Origin of the sequence: Haloferula sp. BvORR071 (assembly GCF_000739615.1) — a bacterium.
Taxonomy (GTDB): domain Bacteria; phylum Verrucomicrobiota; class Verrucomicrobiia; order Verrucomicrobiales; family Akkermansiaceae; genus Haloferula.
This window is the reverse complement of sequence record NZ_BATP01000028.1, coordinates 17,936-35,545: the sequence shown is the minus strand read 5'-3', so window position 1 is coordinate 35,545 and position 17,610 is coordinate 17,936. Positions and strand designations below refer to the sequence as shown.

Annotated in this window: 8 protein-coding genes; 6 read left to right on the top strand and 2 right to left on the bottom strand. The window is 62.8% G+C overall.

The features are described 5' to 3' along the window. Positions 1–138 precede the first annotated feature (138 nt). Complete coding sequence (gene secA, locus BV071_RS15595) at positions 139–3,096, top strand: preprotein translocase subunit SecA (protein WP_052573405.1); 2,958 nt, start codon at positions 139–141, stop codon at positions 3,094–3,096. Between the two features lie 27 nt (positions 3,097–3,123). Further along, a complete protein-coding gene (locus BV071_RS33055) occupies positions 3,124–4,182 on the top strand; it encodes a M28 family peptidase (protein WP_052573404.1) in 1,059 nt (352 codons plus the stop codon). A 25-nt stretch (positions 4,183–4,207) separates the two neighbouring features. Here BV071_RS33055 and BV071_RS15585 read toward each other — a convergent pair whose 3' ends face one another. Further along, positions 4,208–4,798, bottom strand: coding sequence for a hypothetical protein (locus BV071_RS15585; protein ID WP_265594491.1), 591 nt, complete (start codon positions 4,796–4,798; stop codon positions 4,208–4,210). A gap of 169 nt (positions 4,799–4,967) precedes the next feature. On the opposite strand from BV071_RS15585, the gene BV071_RS33050 reads away from it, so the two are divergent. Together BV071_RS33050 and BV071_RS15575 are read left to right on the top strand one after the other, a co-directional pair. Then, positions 4,968–6,500 carry a family 43 glycosylhydrolase gene (locus tag BV071_RS33050; RefSeq protein WP_052573403.1) on the top strand — a complete coding sequence of 511 codons (1,533 nt, stop codon included), beginning with the start codon at positions 4,968–4,970 and terminating at the stop codon, positions 6,498–6,500. Between the two features lie 192 nt (positions 6,501–6,692). Then, entirely contained in the window at positions 6,693–9,041 is a 2,349-nt protein-coding gene (locus tag BV071_RS15575) for a beta-galactosidase (RefSeq protein WP_035608968.1), read from the top strand. A gap of 61 nt (positions 9,042–9,102) precedes the next feature. Here BV071_RS15575 and BV071_RS34315 read toward each other — a convergent pair whose 3' ends face one another. Further along, complete coding sequence (locus BV071_RS34315) at positions 9,103–13,173, bottom strand: PVC-type heme-binding CxxCH protein (RefSeq protein WP_265594490.1); 4,071 nt, start codon at positions 13,171–13,173, stop codon at positions 9,103–9,105. 262 nt (positions 13,174–13,435) lie between these two features. Here BV071_RS34315 and BV071_RS15565 point away from each other — a divergent pair, with 262 nt between their 5' ends. Further along, positions 13,436–14,446, top strand: coding sequence for an alpha/beta hydrolase (locus tag BV071_RS15565; RefSeq protein WP_035608966.1), 1,011 nt, complete (start codon positions 13,436–13,438; stop codon positions 14,444–14,446). A 538-nt stretch (positions 14,447–14,984) separates the two neighbouring features. Next, positions 14,985–17,606, top strand: coding sequence for a PSD1 and planctomycete cytochrome C domain-containing protein (locus BV071_RS15560; RefSeq protein WP_035608964.1), 2,622 nt, complete (start codon positions 14,985–14,987; stop codon positions 17,604–17,606). Positions 17,607–17,610 lie beyond the last annotated feature (4 nt).

The following is a 17,610-nucleotide window of genomic DNA, read 5'->3' as shown; positions in this document are numbered from 1 at the left end:
TCCGCGCCTCGTTGAGAACGATGGCGGAAACTTCTCAACCCTAAGTAATCCGATGATCACTTTTTCAACGCTTCTATTGCTGATTTTTGCCCCGGCTTCCGCACGCCGGTCCTCATTCACCTCAACCCTCCTCGCACGATGATCCAGTGGCTTTTCCCGAAACTGATGGGTGGCAAGGACGAGCGTGAACTCCGCCGCCTTCGGCCCACGGTCGCCCGCATCAATGAGATCGAGGAGCAGCTCCAGCGCGAGCCAGCCGAGAAGCTACTCGAACTCACCCAGACCTGGCGCGAGCACCTTGCCCGCTACCATCCGCTCAAGGTCCCCACCAAGGTCCAGCTCGAGCAGATGACCGAGGCCGAGCTCAAGTCGGTGGCGGATTCGATCCAAGGCCGCTGCAAGGTCCTGGCGCGCGAGTTCTCGACCCTGCCCTCCATTGTCTTGCCGTCGGTCTCCTCGATCGAGGACGCGAAGGCAGCATTCCTCGCGGCGGAGGAAAAGTTCCAGAAGCCCCGCGCGGGCTATCTGGAGCGGATACTGCCCGAGGCCTACGCGGTGGTGAAAAACGCGGCGCGCCGCCTGTGCGGTACTGAGATTCTCCTCGGCGGCCAAGCGCAGCGCTGGGAGATGGTGCATTTCGACGTCCAGCTGCTGGGCGGGGTCGCCATCCACCGCGGGATGATCGCCGAAATGATGACCGGCGAGGGCAAGACCCTGGTGGGCACTTTGCCGATCTTCCTGAATGCCCTGACCGGGCTAGGCGTGCACGTGGTCACGGTGAACGATTACCTGGCGCAACGCGATGCGGAGTGGATGGGCACGCTCTTCCGCTACCTCGGCCTCAGCGTGGGCTGCATCTTCAACCAATTGCCGCCCCACTTGCGGCACCAAGCCTACGGCTGTGACATCACCTACGGCACCAACTCCGAGTTCGGCTTCGACTACTTGCGGGACAACGGGATGGCCTCGACCAAGGAGGAGCAGGTCCAGCGCAGCCACTACTTCGCGGTCATTGACGAAGTGGACTCGGTGCTGATCGACGATGCCCGTACGCCACTGATCATCACCGGCCCCTCGCCGGACTCCGCGAAGCCCTTCGAATTCTACAACCCGGCCGTCGAGAAGCTGGTGAAACGCCAGACGGAGCTCTGCAACCGGATCGCCGCCGAGGCGAAGCAGTTGCTGGACGCGGGGAATAGCAAGGAGGCGGGTCTGCTGCTGCTGAAGCTGAAACTCGGCCAGCCGCGCAACCGCCAGTTCCTGCGCTTGATGGAGAATCCCGAGCGGCGGCGCCTGCTGGAAAGCACGGAGCTGACCTTCCACCGGCAGATGTTCCAGAAGGACCTGCACAAGCTGAAGGAGGAGCTGTTCTTCGCCGTCGACGAGAAGTCGCGCGCCGCCGACCTGATGGAGAAGGGTCGGCTTTTCCTCGATCCCGATGATCCGGATTCGTTCACGCTTCCTGATGCGGGTGCGGAGCTCGACGCGATCCGGGCGAACCGCGATCTCAATCCGGAACAGAAGGAGTCCGCCATCGCTGCCCTTGTGCAGCGGCGGGAAGAGCAGGCGCTGAAGGTTCATGCCATCTCGCAGTTGCTCAAGGCCCACTGCCTCTTCGAGCGGGACGTCCACTACGTCGTGCGCGAGGGCAAGGTCAGCATCGTGGACGAGAGCACCGGCCGTGAAATGGAAGGTCGCCGCTGGTCCGACGGTCTGCACCAGGCCGTGGAGGCCAAGGAGCGGGTTGCAGTGGAGAAGGAGAACCGGACCTACGCGACCATCACCATCCAGAACTACTTCCGGCTTTACGAGAAGCTCGCTGGCATGACCGGCACCGCCTCGACCGAGGCCGCGGAGTTCCACGACATCTACAAGCTCGATGTCTTGCCGATCCCGACCAATGCCCCGAGCAAGCGGATCGACGACAATGACCTGATCTTCAAGACGCGTCGCGACAAGTACAACGCGCTCGTCGAGCGAATCGAAAGCGCACATGCGAAGGGCCAGCCGGTATTGGTCGGAACCGCGTCCGTGGAAGCATCGGAAACCGTTTCGCGGATGCTGAAGCGGTCGAAGGTTCCCCACACAGTGCTGAACGCGAAGTTCCATCAGCAGGAAGCCGAGATCGTGGCTCTGGCCGGACAGCGCGGTGCGGTGACCGTGTCCACCAACATGGCCGGCCGTGGTACCGACATCAAGCTGGGCGCTGGCGTCGCGGAGCTTGGCGGCTTGCTGGTCATCGGCACTGAGCGCCATTCGTCGCGGCGGGTGGACCGGCAGCTGCGCGGCCGTTGTTCCCGCCAGGGTGATCCCGGAGGAGCGCAGTTCTTCATCTCTCTGGAAGACGACCTGATGCGGAATCACGCCGAGCCGGCCCGGATGGCGGCCTTGCTCGAACAGGCAGGCAAGCGCGGCGGGTCGTCGCTGGGCAGCCTGGTGGAAACCGCCCAGATCCAGGTCGAGCAAAGTGACTACAAGGGCCGCAAGCGCGTCCTCGACTTCGACGATGTGATGAACCTCCAGCGCGAGATCGTCTACAGCTACCGCAATGACGTGCTCTCCACGGGCGACATGCGGCAGCTTGTCCACGAAGTCTTGGCTGGCGGGATCGGTGCCAAGGTGGAGGAACATGTCTCCGAATGTGACCCGGAGGATCCGGATCACCGGCCGCTGGTCGATTGGGTGCGCCGCAACCTGCATGTCGAGCTCAGCGAGGAAGAACTCGACATGAACCGGATCGACAAGCTCACCGCGGGCATCGTGGCCAAGGTCCGGGATGCCTATGAACGCCGCGTGGCCGCACTGCCGGCGGAGCTCGTGGATCGGGAGGAACGCCTGCTGGTGATCTCCGCCATCGACGGGCTCTGGCAAGAGCACCTCAGGGAAATGGACGAGCTGCGCGAAGGCGTCTACCTGCGCGCGCAGGGACAGAAGGACCCGCTGGTCGAATACAAGAACGAGGCTTACATCCTCTTCCTCGTGCTGATGGACTCGATCAAGAAGCAGGCCACCGTGGGTCTCTTGCGCTTCGCTGGCGCCATGGGCAATATCGTCACCTCAACAGAGCGGAGCCTCACTGTGTCTGTGGGAGGGTAAACGGCTTGTTTATCCTGCAGTAGGCACATGCAGCTTCCTCACAAGATCCTCGTCCAGCGCCTGACGGAACACAGTCAGGCGCTGGCCCTGCCGGCTGGCCGCCGCGTCGGCCAGCCCGGACATGATGTGGCCCGCGAGTACTTGCTCGGGCAGATGGAGCGGATCGGGCTGAAGCCCTTCGAAGGCGGCTCATTTGAGCTTCCCTACGAGCGGCTTCATCCGAACACGCGTGAGCTTCAGGGCTTCATCAATCTGGTCGGCGTGATTCCCGGTCGCGACCGCAGCCTGCCGCCCATCCTGTTAGGGGCGCACTACGACAGCGTGATCGATGCTCCCTGTGTCGATGACAATGCGACCTCTGTGGCTCACAATCTCCTGCTTGCGGACCATTTCGTGCAGGAGCCCTTGGAGCGGGATCTGATCATTGCTTTCTTCGATGCGGAGGAACCGCCCTTCTTCCTCGGGGAATGCATGGGTTCGCGGCGTTTCTGTGAGGACTACTGTGGCGATATCGACTTCGCCGCAGTCATTGTGACGGATCTCGTCGGTCATGATGCCACGGATGGCGGGCTGCCGATCCCGGGGCCGGTGAAGACGCTGCTGCCCCATCTCAAGAACCTCATTGGCGTGATGGGGGCGGAGAGTGATGGAAGCTTCCCGGCAATTGTAGAGGCGGCGGCCAAGGATGCGGACGAGCTGAGGGTTCTCTCGGTCCTGCATCGCTACGTGGGTCCGGTGTCCGACCACGCGGCTTTCGTGGATGCCGGACAGCCCTTCCTATTCCTGAGCTGCGGGATGGGAAGGTACTATCACACGCCACAGGACACGATGGGCTGGATCAACTTCGACAAGTTGGCCCACACCACCCGCTTCATCGCCGACCTCGTCGTCCGCATCGATCGCACCCCAGCGGATGCCAATCACGAGCGCTTTGATCCTTTCGAGACCGACCTGCGGATGCTGAAGAAGGCTCTCGGACCGATGGCGAGCGTGGGCCTGCGTGCGATGGGGATCAAGATACCGGAATCGCGCAGGGAGCTGGACCACTTTCTGGGTGATCTCGTCGTGGGGCGCTTGATGAGCTGAACGGCGGAAATGACCGCCCGGCCCCTCACTCTGCGGCTGCTCCCAAGAGAATCTCGCTGACCTTCCCGTCCTTGAAGCTGAAGATCAGCCCGCCATAGATGGAGCCGGCGACGAAGCTCTCTTCTTCTTTGTCTTTCTTGTCCTGGTCCTTGTCCGCTTCCGCGGGAGGATCTTCGGAAGACTTCTCTTGGACGTCACCATAGGCCTTCACCACTTCGGCGCGCGTGCTGCCCACTTTGATACCACGGGCGGTGGCGAGTTCGCAGCCCTTGCCGGCGATTGCGACGAGCACCTTCTTGGGGCCGTCTTTCTTTTCGGAGCTCATCCTCACCGTCACGCCGAGGGCGGGATATTTCCATTCCTCCACCCATTCGCCGATTGCTTCCCACATCTCGGGCTTACCCTTCGACTTGGGTTCGCCGTAGAGTTTGATCAGGTCGGCGGCTTTCTGGTCGTGGCGGATTTTACCGATGGACTCAGCGGCCAGAAGCTTGAAGTCATCCGCGCCCTTGTCCGTGGCTTCGGTCTCCTTTTCCGCTGCGGGAGGCTTGTCGCTCTCCGCGCCACGCGCGAAGCTGCCCGAGAGTAGCGGTATTGCGGCCGAGATGATGAGCATGAGGGATGGCTTTTTCACATTGGGATAGAACACCCTGCGGACGACAGATCAAAGGGGAAACATGGAATCGCAGCGGGAGTTTCCAGTTGTCCGGGGTTTCCGGGGCATTTATCCCCATGGTCTTGTGATTCGCGCACTTCTCTTCTCTGCCGCTCTCCTGCCTGCCGCTATGGCAGACACGTTCGTCAATCCGATCGCGGAGGGCGCGGATCCCTGTGTGATCCGCCATGGCGACCAGTACATCTGGTGCCAGTCGGCGGGGAACCAAGGCGTAGCGCTGTGGGTCTCGGACCGGCTGACTTCCTTGGGTACGCCGCATGTGGTTTGGACCGCGCCGGAGAGCGGGCCTTACTCGAAGGAAGTGTGGGCACCGGAGCTGCAGTTCATCGACGGGAAGTTCTACATCTACGTCGCGGCTTCGGATGGGAAAAACGCGAACCATCTGGCGTATGCTCTGGAGTCCGAGGGTGCCAATCCGCTCGGTCCCTACAAGGTTCACGGGCCCCTCGCGACAGGCGATGGCGCGGACGGCAAGTCGCCGAACATCTGGGCCATCGACATGATGACCTTCAAGCAGGACGGCAAGCTCTACGCGGTCTGGTCCGGCTGGGACAAGCCGGGCAGCGACAACCAGTATCTCTACATTGCACCGATGAAGTCGCCGGTGGAGCTGGCCGGCCCGCGGGTCCGCATCGCCGCGAATGACACCTATGTGTGGGAACGCACCGAGGAGAAGGAAGGCACTCGTGGCCTCGCGGAGGGTCCGCAGATCCTGCAGAACGATGGTCGCACCTTCCTGATCTATTCGACCGCCGCTTCCTGGCTGCCGACCTACAAGCTCGGCTTGCTGGAGCTCACCGGAAAGGATCCGCTGGATCCTGCCTCCTGGCAGAAGCATTCAGAGCCGGTCTTCCGCGCGACCGAGCAGACCTTCGGCGTCGGCCATGGTGGCTTTGTGAAAAGCCCGGATGGCAAGGAGTGGTGGCAGGTCTTCCACGCGAAGCGTGAGCGCAAGGGCAACTGGTTGCGCTCGATCTATGCACAGCCCTTCACCTTCAAGGCGGGCTTCCCGGACTTTGGCGCGCCGGTGGCTCCGGGCTCCTCCATCGAGCGGCCCTCGGGTGAAAAGGTAGCGGCTCCGAAGCTGCCGGTCTCGGCGAGCTTCAAAGACGCGAGGGATCTCGACGGCTTCTCCTACTATGGTCACCAGCAGTTTCTCGCCGTGACGAAGGAGGGCGTGGAACTCGGTGCACCGCCAAAGGATCCGGTGAATGCCTATCGCACTGGTGAAAAGCTGGTGCTGGATGGCGGTGAGTTCACCGACTTCACCGCGAGCATACGCATCAGCATCGTGAAGGGTGATCGTGATGCCGGTCTTTTGTTCCGCGTCACGGAGCCCTCCGTCGGCTTTGATGCCCAGCGCGGCTACTTCGCGGGCATTGTCCCGGCTACGAAGATTGTCGTACTTGGCAAGACAGATGGCTCGTCGTGGAAGGAGATTGCGCGTGAGCCGATCACGGCGGACTTGAGCAAGCCGGTGGCCTTGGGCGTCACGGTCAAGGGTTCACAGATTTCAGTCGGAGTGGATGGCAAGGAGGTGCTGAGCGCAAAGGATGAGACCTACGCAAAGGGCAGTGTCGGCCTGCGGGTGGTCGACACCCACGTTCGCTTCGACGGCTTGGAGGTGAAGGCAGCGGAGTAAGCTGGGCTGGTAAGATTCCGCCATTCCGCGGCCAGAACATACATTCTGGCCGTGGATCGGGACGGCGTTTGCCAAGGAAGGGCTTCTCCTTCCGCCAATGGCGGGATCGGGGCTGGACCTGATTGCTTGGGGAGGCTTTGCAAGGTGTTGCTTGGACTGGTATGATTTCAGTCCCCAAGAACGCCTTTTGCCATGAAACCCTCGTCAATCCTCGCGCTGGCCCTCGGTCTTGCGGCCATTCATCCCACGGATTCCCTAGCTCAAGCACCAACCACCCCGAAGCACCGCTTCGAGATCGGCGAGAAGGATCTCCTGCTCGATGGCCAGCGTCTGCAGATCCGCTGTGGCGAACTTCACTTCGCGCGGGTCCCGAAGGAGTACTGGCGCCAGCGCCTGCAGCTCTGCAAGGCGATGGGCCTGAATGCTGTCTGCGCTTATCTCTTCTGGAACCTGCATGAATTCGAGCAGGGGAAATACAACTGGGAAGGGCAGGCGGATGCGGCGGAGTTCTGCCGCCTCGCACAGGAGGAAGGCCTGTGGGTAATCCTGCGGCCGGGCCCCTATGCCTGTGCCGAGTGGGATGGCGGCGGCCTGCCATGGTGGTTGCTCAAGAAGCCGAACATCGCGCTGCGCTCGCAGGACGCCGACTTCATGGCGGCGAGCAAGGCATGGCTGGCGGAAGTCGGCCGGGTGCTGGGCCCCTTGCAGGTCACGAAGGGCGGGCCGATCCTGATGGCGCAGGTCGAGAATGAGTACGGCTTCTACGGCAAGGACACCGAGTACATGGGGCGCATGCGCCAAGCGACGATCGATGCGGGCTTCGATATTCCGCTCTTCGCCTGCAACCCCACCGGTAACCTCGCCAATGGCAAGCGTGACGATCTCTTCAACGTGGTGAACTTCGGCAGCGATCCGGCGACCGGCTTCAAGAAGCTGCGCGAGGTGCAACCGAAGGGCCCGCTGATGTGCGGCGAGTTTTATCCCGGATGGTTCGATACCTGGGGCGCTCCGCACCACCTCGGCAAGACGGATGCTTACCTCAAGGATCTCGAATACATGCTCAAGGAGGGAGCATCCTTCAGCATCTACATGGCGCACGGCGGGACCTCCTTCGGCATGTGGGCCGGTGCGGACCGGCCTTTCAAGCCGGATACCAGCAGCTACGACTACGATGCGCCGATCAGCGAAGCCGGTTGGGTCGGCGACAAGTTCGATCTTACCCGCAAGCTGATGTCACGCTACCTGCTGCCGGGCGAGAAGCTGCCTGAGCCGCCGGCACCGATGGCGGTGGCCGCCGTGCCGCAGTTCAAGCTCACGGAAACGGCTGATGTCTTTGCGAACCTCCCGCAGGCGATCAAGGACAGCGCGCCGAAAAACATGGAAGCCTATGACCAGGGTCACGGTTGCACCGTTTATCGTACGATGCTTCCCGTAGGTCCGGCGGCAAAACTTCAACTTGATCAAGTCCACGACTTTGCCTGGGTCTTCGTCGATGGCAAGGAAGTCGGGGTCATGGATCGTCGCTCACGGCGCTTCTCCGTCAATCTGCCCGAGCGCAAGACGCCGGCGCGCCTCGACATTCTCGTCGAAGCGATGGGCCACGTGAACTTCGGCACCGAGATCCACGACCGCAAGGGCATCCAGGGCAAGGTTCAGCTGGTGGCGGGCACGCAGACCAACGAGCTGAAGGGCGACTGGGAAGTCTTCGCGCTGAAGCTCGATACACCGATGCTGGCCGCACTGAAATGGAAGCCTGCGGCGAAGGATGAAAGCGGCCCGAAGTTCTGGCGCGGCAACTTCAAGCTCGCGACTGCCGCAGATACCTTCCTTGACCTCCGGGCTTGGGGAAAGGGTGTGATCTGGGTGAATGGCCACTGCCTCGCCCGGCACTGGAGCATCGGCCCGACGCAGACCGCCTATCTCCCCGGGGCTTGGCTCAAGGCAGGCGACAATGAAGTGGTGGTGCTTGATCTAACCGGACCGCGCGAGCCGGTGATGGCCGGACTGGCGAAGCCGATTCTCGACGAGCTTCACCCCGAACTCGATTTCGCAGTCAAAGGCACCAAGAAGAGCAGCTTGGAGCTCGGCAATCACCCCGCCGATCTCAGTTCCAGCTTCAAGCCCGGCAGTGAGGTGCAGGATGTGAAGTTCGCCAAGCCGCTGGAAGGATCCCAGTTCGTGCTCGAAGCGCTGAATGCCCACGACGGCAAGCCCTATGCCGCGATCTCCGAGCTGGACCTGCTCGACCCTTCGGGCAACTCGATCTCCCACTCGAGCTGGACTATCGCCTACGTCGACAGTGAGGAACTGGTCGGCGAAGACGGATCCGCTTCGAACGCGATCAACGGCCAGACCGCTGACTTCTGGCACACCGAGTGGAAGACGCAGTCACCGGCGTATCCACACCGCTTGGCAATTGATCTCGGCGCGAAGACCGCCGTCGGCGGCTTCCGCTACACCCCCCGCACGGGAAACAACCCGGGACGGATCAAGGACTACAAGGTGTATGTCGGCAGCGGCTTCGTGAAGTCCGCGCCTTGATTTCAAATGCCAACAAAAAGGCCCCGGTCCTTTTCAGGACCGGGGCCTTTGTCGTTTCAGATCAGAGGCTCTTCAGATAGGCCGCGATGTCCGCCACGCTCTGGGGCGTCAGGCCCAGAAGGGAAGGCGGATACATCAGGGACTTCTCCATCTTCTTCATGCTGGCGATGCGGGACTTCGAGATCGTCTGCATCTGGCCACCCATGCACTTCACGATGACCGGGTCGCCCTCGCTGAGGACCATGCCCATGATGGTGATGCCATCCTTGGTCTTGATCTCCGTGCCGTCGTAGCCATGCGAGATATCCGCGGAGGGATTCACGATCGCTCCGATGATCACCTCTGCAGGCTGCTGCTTGCCAAAGGCGGTGAGGTCCGGACCGTAGTCGGTACCAGCATCGCCAATGTGGTGGCACATGAAGCAAGCAGCCACGGCGGTCTTGCCGCGTGCGGCATCGCCCTGGAGCTTCGCGATCTCCTCAGCTGGCGGCAGTTTCGGTGCATTCGCCGGCTCGGCGGGCATCTCGACGGCCACTAGCTTCGCATTGGCCGGATCCTGGCCCATCGTCTTGAGGATGCCATCCACATTGTAGGGCTTCCAGAGGTTGCCCTTGCGGTTGTTCACCCACCAGTTTGCCAAGTCCTTGTGGACATAGCCGTTGGTGTTCGCGAGCTCGATCATCCCGGTGGCAGCGGCGGCGCTGCCGGTGAAGCCCAGCGCGGTGAGCGCCAACTTCGACTGATCCGGGCTGACCTTTGGCGAAAGCGCGCGGGCCTTCAGGTCTGCTGCGGCTTGTGCCGGGTGCAAGCGCCAAGCCAGCCAGGCGAAGGCATCCGTCCACGCATCCGGTGCGGCGGTCACCTTGCTACGCAGTGCCTCGTAGACCACGGCTTCCTTGCCCGAGCAGCCGAGGCCGAAGGCTTCGAGATAGGCGCGGTCCTTGCCATCGAACTTCCCGGCGATGGTCACCAGGGAAGGCAAGGCCTTGTCCGCCGGCACATCGCGCAGCGAGAGAGCGATCTCGCGCCGCACCATCGGTGAGGCATCTCCCGCCATCTTGTCGGCGAGCTTCACCACATCCGCACCTGCGGCACGGGCGGCACGGCAGGCAACGAGACGAACGCGGGCATCGCTGGAGTCCAGCAGCTCCGCAGCGGCCTTCTCACCGGCGGGACCCATTTGGGCCAGCAGCCACACGGCACGCGCGGCGATGTAGGGGTTCGCATCCTTGAGCAGCGCTGCGACGGCCGGAACCGCCTTCTCACCCTGCGCCTTCAATTTCACGAAACCGCTGTTGCGGACGTTGACCGCCGGGCTCTTGAGCGCGGTGATCTGGCCTTCGGTCGTGCTGAGGTCGATCTTCGGCACCACCGGCTTGAAGCCCTTCGGCGCGATCCGGTAGATCGTGCCGGTGCCGGCCTTGTCCATCGTGCCGTGACCGCCCACGCGTGGGTCAAACCAGTCGGCGACGTAGAGCGCGCCATCCGGACCCACGGTGACATCCGACGGGCGGAAGCGGGTCTTCAAGTCGTTGTTCGGCTTGCCGCCTTGGAAGTCAGAACCCGCGAACTCCTTCTCCTTGTTGGAAGTGAGGAAGTCGATGCGCTGCAGCTTGAAGCCCGCGCCGTCCCGCTCCGGCAGGTAGCCGTAGATCACGTTCTTGCCGGCCTCGCAGGCGAGGAGCAGGCCCTGCCACTTGTCGCCCAACGCGCCATTCTCGTAGAAGGCCACGCCGGTCGGCGAGCCGCCGCCATACACATCACCGGAAGGCATCGTGCCCGGATCTTCCTGGCGCCACTCGGCGGTCGGCACATCCTGGCCGGGACGACGGTCGGCATTCCAGGAACGCTGGCCATCGGCGGAGGAGAAGCCGGCATTCCCGCCTTCCATCACCTCGGCCACACGGCAAGCCGGCGGATCGTCGTTGTCGCTCTGGAACATGTCGCCGAAGGAAGTCAGCGCCTGCTCATAGGAGTTGCGGTAGTTGTGGCCCACGATCCGGGCATTGGTGCCATCCGGATTCATGCGCACGGAGAAGCCGCCCACCCAGACCTTGCCATCGTCGCTGGGCTTGCCCGCGATCGATTGCGTATCCGAGTACCAGGTGCCGCCACCGCTTTGGTAGTAGCTGCTGCCCATCCGGAAGGTCTTGCCCGACTTGTCGGTGAAGATCCCGCCGCAGTTGCCGTTGTTGAAGTTCCAGCTGCCGTCCGGGCCCGCGGTCACACTGTGCAGCGAGTGGTCGTGCTGGCGGGCGTTGAAGCCGGTCAGCAGCACTTCGCGCTTGTCCACCGCGGGGTCATACTTCCGGTCGCCGTTCACGTCGGTGTAAACGATCAGATCCGGCGGCTGCGAGACCACCACCTGATTGCCGAGGACCGAGACACCGAGAGGTGACTCCAGGTTCTTGTCTTGGACGAAGACCTCGGAGGTATCCGCCTGGCCATTCCCGTCCGTGTCCGAGAGGACCACGATGCGGTCACCCTCGGGCCGGGTGCCCTTGGCGCTGCGGTAGTTCACGCCTTCCGCTACATAGAGCCGGCCCTCTGCGTCGAAGTCGATGTTGGTCGGGTTCTGCAGCATCGGCGTGGTCGCCCACACCTTCACCTCCAGATTGGAGTCGGGCGTGGAGAACATCTCCTCCGGCACCAGCGTGTCACCTTCTTCGCCCTCTTGCGGTGGCTTCTCAGTGTAGACGGCGAACTTCACGTCCGCGGCGGACATCTGGCCGTCCCGGATCATCCCGCCGTCGTCGACGCCCACCTTCGCGGTGAAGCCGCGAACATTCTCCGGCAGCTTGTAAACGATCACCGAGGCCGCGTGCGTGCCGATGCCCTTCTCGTAAGTCTTCTTGTCGATCGTCAGCGGCTTGCCGTCGACATTCTTGCCGACTTGGCTGGTTCCCCAGCCGGCCTCGGCGGAAGCCCAGGGCAAGTCCGTGAGATCCTTCGAGCTGCCGTCCTTGAAATAGATCTTCGGCTCGATCCAGTCCGCCCAATCGCAGGCGATGTCTCCGTTGTCGGAGGCCACCAGGTAAAGTTCCTTGGCGTCCTCGATCTTGGCCTTGAACTCATGGAGACGCGCGGACTTTGAGTTCATCGCCGGGCTTTCCGCCACCGGCTTGACCGGAGCGGCGCCCTTGGCCGCGGTCTTCCTGAGACCAGCGTTCTCGAACTTCTTCGGCCCGCTCTGGGGGAAGGCCGCCTCGCGCTCGGTTTGCACCGGTGCGGTAGGGAGCTGCTTGAATTCGCCGGCCTCAACCAGCTTCAGGCGGACCTTCTGGCCCTTGTCGTCGAGGTTCGCATTCAGCTCATCCTCCGTCAGCGGCTTGGACTTCACGCCGTCAGCCGGGACTTCGATCTTGGCGGTCCAGACGATCGCGTTGAGCACCATCTTGCGGAAGCCGTCGACCGACCAGTTCCGGTGGTAGTGGCCGCCGGAGAAGCCCACGCCGCGGCCGCCGTCCGGCCGCTCGACTCCCCACATCAGGGTCTGCTGCTTGCCCAGGCCCTCGACGCCGTACTGGTTCCAGAGATTGATGTAGCGCTTCATGCGCTCCCGATCGGGAGTTGCTGTCACCAGATCGAACACCTTGGACCGGTCCTCCCGGAAGCGGATGTTGTAGTAGAACTCGTCGTAGGCCTCGACCAGCGAGCCCACGCCGCGGGAGACCGGGTGATTCGGCAGGGTGTGGAGATCCGCCACCCAGTGAGGGTTCACCGAGAAATCCGTCTCGAATGCCCCGCCGATCCAAGGGCGGTAGTACTTGTCTCCCTCTTCCTTGGTGGGATGCACCGCGTAGTGCATGAACATCAGCCCGGTCCCGGCCTTGGCCATCTTGTCGACCTTGTCCCAGCCCTTGCCGACCACGCTGGTGCCGTCGGCGTAGATCACGAGAGCCTTCGCGCCATCAAGCACCGATTCGTTCGCGGGCCAGCCGTCGTAGACCTCGGCTTTAATGTCCAAGCCGCTTTCATTCAGTGCCTTGGCCAGTAGCATGCTGCCGGCTTTGAATTCGTGCTCACCCGGGCCGTGGCTGCGACCACCGGCGAGGAATACGATCTTATCCGCCGCTTGGGCGTAGGCGAGCAGCAGGGAGCTCGTGGCTAGCAGGCGAACAAGGCGCCGCATGGATTTTCGGGATTTCATTTCAGTTGGGTCAAAGAAGGAGTGGCTTTGGTTGGCACCGGGCGGGTTGAACTTTCCCATAAACTGCGGTCCGTCGCCTTCTCTCTCACGGAAAAGGCCTGAAGACCGGCATCGCTGCTGTTGGGATTGGAGTATCTCACCACGGCCGGGCGGGGCGTCGCAATCTACCTTTTGCGGTAGGAATGGAGTCCTGCGGGAATTTTGCCGACCTTGCACCTCCGCCGCCCCGGGCCAAGTTCCGCGGATGAGGAGACTCCTTTCCGCCACTGCTGCCCTCCTGGTGGTCTTGCCCTTTTCTGGATCCGCTCAGAGCCCTTCGTCTGATGGTATCCCTGCCTTGGATGCCAGCCTGAGCGGCTACGCCTACCCTTTCCCGGTACAGGTTCTGCCGCTACAGGAGCAGGGGCAGGCCTTGGAGATGGCCTACATGGACCTCAAGCCCGCGGGTGACCCGAACGGCAAGACCGTGCTGCTGCTACACGGCAAGAATTTCTCCGGCGCCTACTGGGAGCGCACCGCGAAGGAGCTCTCCTCCCGTGGCTACCGGGTGCTGATGCCCGACCAGATCGGCTTCGGGAAATCGAGCAAGCCGACTAATATCCAATACAGCTTCCAGATGATGGCCGCGCAGACGAAGGCTCTGTTGGACCACCTGCAGCTCGCCAAGGTCGAGGTGGTCGGGCACTCGATGGGGGGGATGGTCGGGACCCGTTTCGCGCTGATGTTCCCGGCCGCCACGGAGAAGCTGGTGCTGGTCAATCCCATCGGCCTCGAGGATTGGAAACGCAAGGTGCCCTACCAGAGCATTGATGCCGCCACGGCCGCGGAGCTCAAGAAAGGGCCGGAGTCGGTGAAGGAGTACATGCGGACGGTCTACTTCGATGGGAAGTGGAAGGAGGAATACGATTCCCTGGTCACCATCCAAGCCGGCTGGATGAAGGGCCCGGACAAGGAGAAGATGGCCCGGATCACGGCGATCACCTCGGACATGGTGGTGACCCAGCCGGTGCTCTACGAGTTCCCGGACTTGAAGGTGCCGACGCTGCTGATCATCGGCGAGCGCGACCGCACCGCGATCGGCAAGAACCTCGTGGCGAAGGAGGTGGCCGCTACGATGGGGCAGTATCAGGACTTGGGAAAAGCCGCCGCCGCCGCCATTCCGGGGGCCAAGCTGGTGGCCCTGCCGGGCGTGGGGCATGCCCCGCAGGTGGAAGCCTTCGACAATTACCTGAAGGCGCTCACCGATTTCCTGTAGTTGCTAGGTCCTTGGTGTGAATCTGTTAGCCACAAAAAGCCATGCGTCCGAAAAAACCGGTTGAATTCCCACCGATCAATATGCATTAGTTGCTCCGTCAGCCGCCTTTGACCTCCCCCAACGAGGCCAAAGGGTGTTCGGCGACCCCGCGCAGGGGAGCAAGTTGACGTGGGTACCGCGGTTCGCGGGACGGGCGAAGGCCCGACCGTCGCGGTGAATCGAAACTCTCTCCTGCACTTCACACATGTTTCTTCCCATGATGCGTAAGCAGCTCCGGCATCCACTCGTCGCTTGGACGGGTCGTCGCAGCTCTTGTGGCCTGATCGACCGAGCCCCGACGCCGGTCGGTCTTTGTTGTCGCTCCCCGCGTGGCTGAGCGGATCAGCCGGGAAGCCACCGGAGCCTTGTGCCCCGGTGGTTCCGACCGGCTGTGATTTGTCCGGCGTGAGCCTTAGTGCGGGCTGATCCGCGCCTTTGCGGGGTCTCTGCGTCCCGAACTCTCTGAGGGGAGGCATTTTGTTCTGATTTATACCTTAGTATGTTACCTTCCAAACTCCAAAAACCATTCGCGTTCCTCCGCTGGCTGCCTTTATTGGGCATCGCCGTGCCGAGCGCCGTGGCGCAGCAGCAGGATCCCGCGAAGCTCGAGTTCTTCGAGAAACGGGTCCGTCCGATCCTCAGTGAGAAGTGCTACGGCTGCCACTCCGCCGATACGAAGGCTGCCGGCGATCTGCGCGTGGACGATCTGAATGGCCTGCTCAACGGCGGCAACAATGGTCCCGCGGTGGTGCCGGGGGATCCTGACAAGAGTGTCTTGATCCAGCGGGTGGTGCACACCCAGCAGCGCCTGCTGATGCCGAAGGAAAGTGATCCGCTCTCCGGGGAGCAGATCGCGGATTTGCGGACTTGGATCGCGGACGGTGCGGCTTGGCCCTTGGAGAAGCTGCCGGAGGACCTCGGCAGGGTTAAGGCGAACTACGAGAAAAATCGTAAGTCGCACTGGGCCTATCAGCCGCTGAAGAAGCCGGCGCCGCCCGAGGTGGCCGACGCCTCGTGGCCGCAGAGCGAGATCGACCGCTTTGTCCTCGCGCGCCTGGAGCAGGAGAAGTTGCCACCGGTGGCGGATGCCACGCCGGATGTGCTGCTGCGCCGCCTGACTTTTGACCTCACTGGACTGCCACCCGCTCCGGAGGCCTTGGCTGCCTTTGAGCGCGATCCTTCGCCGCAAGCTTACGAGAAGGAAGTCGACCGCCTGCTGGCCTCGCGGGCCTTCGGCGAACAGTGGGGACGCCACTGGCTGGATGTCGCCCGTTACGGTGAATCCACCGGACCCTCGCGCAATATCCCCTATCCGCACGCCTGGAAGTACAAGGACTACGTGCTGGATGCGGTGAACCGCGATCTGCCCTTTGATCGCTTTATCCAGGAGCAGATCGCCGGCGACCTCTTGCCCGCCGCCGATGCACCGGAGCGGGACCGCCTGCTCACGGCCACCGGCTTCCTCGCGCTCGGCGTGAAGGACGTGAATCAGCGCTTCAAGGTCCGCTTCCAGATGGATAACGTGGACGAGAAGATCGATACCGTGAGCCGCTCTGTGCTCGGGCTCACCGTGAGCTGCGCGCGTTGCCACGATCACAAGACCGATCCGGTGCCGACCACCGATTACTACTCGTTGGCGGGCATCTTCACCTCCACCGAGGACGGGGCAGGGGTCCGCAACAAGATGGGCGGCGGTGGTCTCGACTACTACGATTCCCGTAACTTGATCCGGCTCTCGACGGATTTACCGCCGCCACCCGCCGAGCAGGTAGCCGAGCTGGAGGCGAAGGTCGCGGAGGCGAAGAAGGCATGGGACGAGATCCGCGGCACACCGGAGGGCCTGAAACCGGGCAAGAACGGCCAGCCAACCCAGCGTCCCTTCCGCGTCCGCTACGAGCGCGCTCAGGCCGATCTGATGGCTCTCACCGATCCCGCGGCCCAAGGCTACGCCGTCCACGGCGTCCGCGAGGCCGCCAAGATTGCCGATACTCAGGTCCGTATCCGCGGCGAGGCCGAACGTCTCGGTCCGGTGGTTCCGCGTGGATTCCTGACGGCCTTCGAGGTGCCCGGTGCGCCGACGGTGAATCCCGCGCATAGCGGTCGCCTCGAACTCGCACAGTGGCTGACCAGCCCCGCCAATCCGCTCACCCCGCGGGTGATCGCAAACCGCACCTGGCAGCATCTCTTCGGCCGCGGCCTGGTCGTCACCACGGACAACTTCGGCGTCACCGGCGACAAGCCATCGCATCCGGAACTCTTGGACTACCTCGCATCACGCTTCATCGAGGAAGACTGGTCGGTGAAGAAGCTCGTGCGCGAGCTGGTATTGAGCCGCGCCTATCGCCTGGGCAGCGACGAACCGGAAGACCATCACCTCAAGGATCCCGCGAACCGTTTGGTATGGCGTCATACGCCGCGCCGCATGGCCGCCGAGGAAATCCGTGACTCGATCCTGAGCGCCAACGGTCGCCTGCTAGATCAGCCGCATGAGGAACCGGCGGTGAAGAAGCTCCGCATGGTCGAGATCCGCGACAACGGCCAGGAAGCAAAGGCCGTGCAGGACCGCTCGGACCGCGAGTTGGCCCGCAGCATCTACCTGCCACTCTTGCGCGGCATGACTCCCAAGTCATTGGAGGCCTTCGACCCAGTGTCGCAGACCTTGGTCACCGGCCGGCGCGATGCCACCACGGTGCCGGGACAGGCGCTGTTCTTCCTGAACTCGTCCTTCGTGCGAGGCCAGGCACTTACCTATGCCGAGTCTTTGGCCAAGGAATCCCGCGCGGAGAAGGACAAGCTGCACGATCTCTACGCCCGGATTCTGGGACGCCAGGCATCCGAATCGGATCTGGCCCGTGCCCAGGACTTCATCGGGAACTTCGCAGCGAACTGGCAAGGCCAGCAAGCCTCGCCCCCAGAGTCAGTCGTTCAGCTTGCCGACAACGCAGGGCAAACCGGTGACGGCACGACGGATAACAACGCCGCCGTCAATCCCGACGACATGCCGCGCAACGACCTCACCGCGGTGGACACCTTGGTGGAAGCCAAGGACGCCAACTCCGCCGCCTGGATGGCGCTCATCCAAGCGCTCTACGCCTCCGCCGAATTCCGCTTCATCCGCTAATCGT